Below are 3,061 nucleotides of genomic sequence, written 5' to 3'. Positions count from 1 at the left end.
CGGCCCCACAGCAACAATCAGGGACTGTCGCCAGCCAAGGCCTTGGCCGTGTTCCAACAGCAGTATGTATTGGCAGCAGCGTAAGAAGAAAAATCAATCAAGCTGTCTCAAAAACTTGACGAGCGCAGATCTGCGTCCGCTGCGCCTGGCACTGGGTCTCACGCAGGTGGTGGCAGCTTCCGCTTTGGGGTGTTGGACAACCGCGATTTCACGAATTGAGCGAGGCTTATGCCGGGACTGTGAGGCCATTGAACGTTACCGGACATGGCTGGAAAAACAGGTCACAGAAAGCAGTTGACAACAATAGGAGCATCATGGTGTCCATGATGTCACGGCATCGTGTGTCCACGATGCGCCGAGACAGGACAGATATCCTCGCCGGTACCGAAGCCATGAACCAAGCCCAGGCAGATGGGAACCGCCAGATCCTCATCGGGGACAAGAACTACTTCGGGACAGAATTCGAGGACGCGGTGGACCAATCGGGGATCCAGCTACTGCGCCCAGCCCGAAAGGGTGAGAAACCGAGGCCATGGGCCCGCTTCTTCAAGCCCCTGCGACAGGTTATTGAGTCCATCAATGACACTCTCAAAGGTCAACTTGACTTGGAGCGGCACGGTGGTCGGACATCGGCCGGCGTCATCGCCCGGGTCGTGCAGCGACTTTTGGCGATGACGGCAGCGATCTGGCACAACAAGAACATCGGAGTCGCCGTCCGTCGCTCACTGGTCGCCTATGACCACTGACCCCTTGGAATTATTCATCTAGCGTCGGCGCTGTCCCGCCTGGAGCGCCGTCGTCCAAACATGCGGCTTCTGGGGCTGCCCCTTCCAGCTCCGATACGCGTTGCCAGCTTCTAATCTTAGCTGTGCACGCGTTGGCGCTGGTAAGGCCACGAAACGGTCGATGGCTGCTAGCCAACTCTCCGGTTCACGGTCCTTCACGACGATTCCTCCACCGGATTGTAGAATTTCTGTCCACGGCGTAGAAGGAGTGGTGAAGACTGGGCAGGAAACAGAGAGAGATTCCGCGATGACATGCCCAAAGTTCTCACCGGCTGTCGGCATTAACAGTGCATCATATGCAGCCAGTGTGCTACAGGCTGCTTCCGGGGCTACTGTCCCTTTGAACTCCACTGAGACAGGCGTTGGAAGCCCTGCAACGAGTTCCTTGCATAGTGCAGCATACGCTGGATCTTCTTCGGGCCCATAGATGTCGAGCGAGACCTTAGAATCAATGCCTTTCAAAGCTTTAAGCACAACATCGAGTCCCTTATGCTCCACAATTCTTCCCAGAAATACGAAGTACGGTTGCTGTCTAGGCAACTGCCGTGAAGCTAGTGGCTCTGACTGTAACAGGGTGTCTTCCTCACGAAGAATAATTGTTGCTCGCGGACCCCACTCGCGCTGGATGTCTGCAGTCTCGTGAGCAGCTGTTGAGTGCCAGACCACCGATCGATGAATGCCGAGCAGGCGGAAGAGCCATATGTAAAGACGTTTCTTATAGGAGCGACGGCATAAGGCTCCGTGGCCGAACTCACCTCGCGGAGCAAGCAGCAGGATCGGTCTGCCCCAGTAACCTACTCTCCAGAGAAACAGCGGTAGAATAGTGAACTTGGCTGAGAAGAAACTATTAAAATTAAGCAAACTGGGGCGCTCAGCTCTAACCGCAGAGCATCCTCGGATGAGCTCAATTAACGAGCTGGCCGACGTATAGCGGATCTTTGCGCGGCCTCTTTTTGTCCACTCATTTGTAGTAACAGACAGGGGCTTCTGCTCCCCAATATCGTGATCATTCGTTATCACGATGGGCGTGATCTCTGATGATGCCGTTTCGGCGAGCACTTCGGTGGAACGTATCGGACCGCCACCCTTAACCGCTGGCGGGTAAAGGGCAGTAAAAATTGCGACTGTAGTCATCTGTTTGGAAACCTCCGGCTTAACCCATGCTCAACTTTGCCTCTAACGGTCAATGAGACATGAGAATTATACGGGGTCAATGGCGACATTACCCTATCTCTAATGGATAGTGGCAAGCCTGAGGTTTGCTGCCAGACTTGACCCATTCGGACCGGGTGTGCCTCTCTCCCTATTTGACCTGCCCCTCGGCAGTGTCTTGTCGCTGACTTGTACACCCGGCCCGTGGGGCCAGTCTGGCTCGCACGGTGGCTTGATAGAAGGTTGTCCGGGCCGCGGTTACGCCCGGCATGTGACTCATTAGACATTTGCCTCGATGCCATCCCACCTCGGCTGGCTAGTCAACATCCCGGCTGGGGAAGGAAGTCACTGCCATGAGTGTAGTTCGGGAAAAATACGCAAACATCATCGGCGTGGACACTCATGCCAAAACAAACACCTACGCGATCCTTGCGGCCGCCACCGGCGAGATCAAGGATACTGCCACGTTTCACACCAGTCCGCCAAGTCTCAAACGCGCCCTTGCGTGGGTCGACCGGCGCAGTGAACCAGGCAAGACCCTCGTGGCCATCGAAGGGACCAACCTCCTACGGCGCTGGACTTACCCGGGCGTTGCGTGCCACGCAGCTGGATGTCTGCGAGGTGCGCCCGCCTCGCCGCGTCTCGCGGGCTGGCCGCGGAAAATCGGACGATATTGACGCGCTAGCAGCGGCACGCACGGTGCTCGGAGAGCAGGTGGAATCTCTGCTCAATCCGCGCGCTGAGGGCATGCGAGACGCTCTGCGGATCTTGCTCAACGCGCGCGATGCCATGGAGCACCAGAGCACCGCAGGCTGGCTGATGCTCACCGCCCTTTGCGGACCGTGGATCTGAACGTCGATGCCCGCTGCGCCCTGACAGATGAGCAGATCGTGCAAGTCGATCATTGGCGGGCCCGTCAAGATGACGAGCTACAAACCGTGATCGCGCGTGCTGAAGCCAAACGCTTGGCCTCGGCGATCATTGAATTCCGTACCAAGCTGTTAAGTGACCGTTTCTGAAACCGGCAGTCCACGTAAGTGAAACCGCACCGCCACGGACCGGGTACCGGCCACCAACCATCGCTGATGTCCGGCACCCGTATGAGCCCGCCCTGTATCGTTACG

Annotated in this window: 5 protein-coding genes; 4 read left to right on the top strand and 1 reads right to left on the bottom strand. The window is 56.9% G+C overall.

What is annotated here, in order from left to right; translation table 11 throughout:
• Positions 1 to 64 precede the first annotated feature (64 nt).
• Together ABEA12_RS15190 and ABEA12_RS15185 are read left to right on the top strand one after the other, a co-directional pair.
• The gene (locus ABEA12_RS15190; RefSeq protein WP_345468840.1) at positions 65 to 298 is read left to right on the top strand and encodes a helix-turn-helix domain-containing protein; all 234 of its coding nucleotides are present in this window, start codon (positions 65 to 67) and stop codon (positions 296 to 298) included.
• A 16-nt stretch (positions 299 to 314) separates the two neighbouring features.
• Positions 315 to 746, top strand: a complete 432-nt coding sequence (locus ABEA12_RS15185; protein WP_345468838.1) for a transposase — start codon at positions 315 to 317, stop codon at positions 744 to 746.
• Between the two features lie 18 nt (positions 747 to 764).
• Here ABEA12_RS15185 and ABEA12_RS15180 read toward each other — a convergent pair whose 3' ends face one another.
• Positions 765 to 1,919 carry a glycosyltransferase family 4 protein gene (locus ABEA12_RS15180; protein ID WP_210100193.1) on the bottom strand — a complete coding sequence of 385 codons (1,155 nt, stop codon included), beginning with the start codon at positions 1,917 to 1,919 and terminating at the stop codon, positions 765 to 767.
• Between the two features lie 540 nt (positions 1,920 to 2,459).
• Here ABEA12_RS15180 and ABEA12_RS15175 point away from each other — a divergent pair.
• Together ABEA12_RS15175 and ABEA12_RS15170 are read left to right on the top strand one after the other, a co-directional pair.
• Positions 2,460 to 2,789: a hypothetical protein gene (locus ABEA12_RS15175; protein WP_210100194.1), complete on the top strand. Its 330-nt coding sequence runs from the start codon at positions 2,460 to 2,462 to the stop codon at positions 2,787 to 2,789.
• On the top strand, positions 2,780 to 2,956 hold the full coding sequence (locus tag ABEA12_RS15170; RefSeq protein ID WP_210100195.1) for a hypothetical protein: 177 nt from the start codon (positions 2,780 to 2,782) through the stop codon (positions 2,954 to 2,956). Before ABEA12_RS15175 ends, ABEA12_RS15170 begins: the two co-directional genes overlap by 10 nt.
• The last annotated feature ends 105 nt before the right edge of the window (positions 2,957 to 3,061 follow it).

Source organism: Paeniglutamicibacter antarcticus, assembly GCF_039544305.1.
GTDB lineage: Bacteria > Actinomycetota > Actinomycetes > Actinomycetales > Micrococcaceae > Paeniglutamicibacter > Paeniglutamicibacter antarcticus_C.
Note: the sequence above shows the minus strand (reverse complement) of the source record. Positions and strands in the feature narration are given on the sequence as shown.

Excerpts from the sequence above, each read along its gene's own strand:
- ABEA12_RS15190 (WP_345468840.1), top strand. The coding sequence starts at position 65 with ATGTATTGGCAGCAGCGTAAGAAGAAAAATCAATCAAGCTGTCTCAAA.
- ABEA12_RS15185 (WP_345468838.1), top strand. The coding sequence starts at position 315 with ATGGTGTCCATGATGTCACGGCATCGTGTGTCCACGATGCGCCGAGAC.
- ABEA12_RS15180 (WP_210100193.1), bottom strand. The coding sequence starts at position 1,919 with ATGACTACAGTCGCAATTTTTACTGCCCTTTACCCGCCAGCGGTTAAG.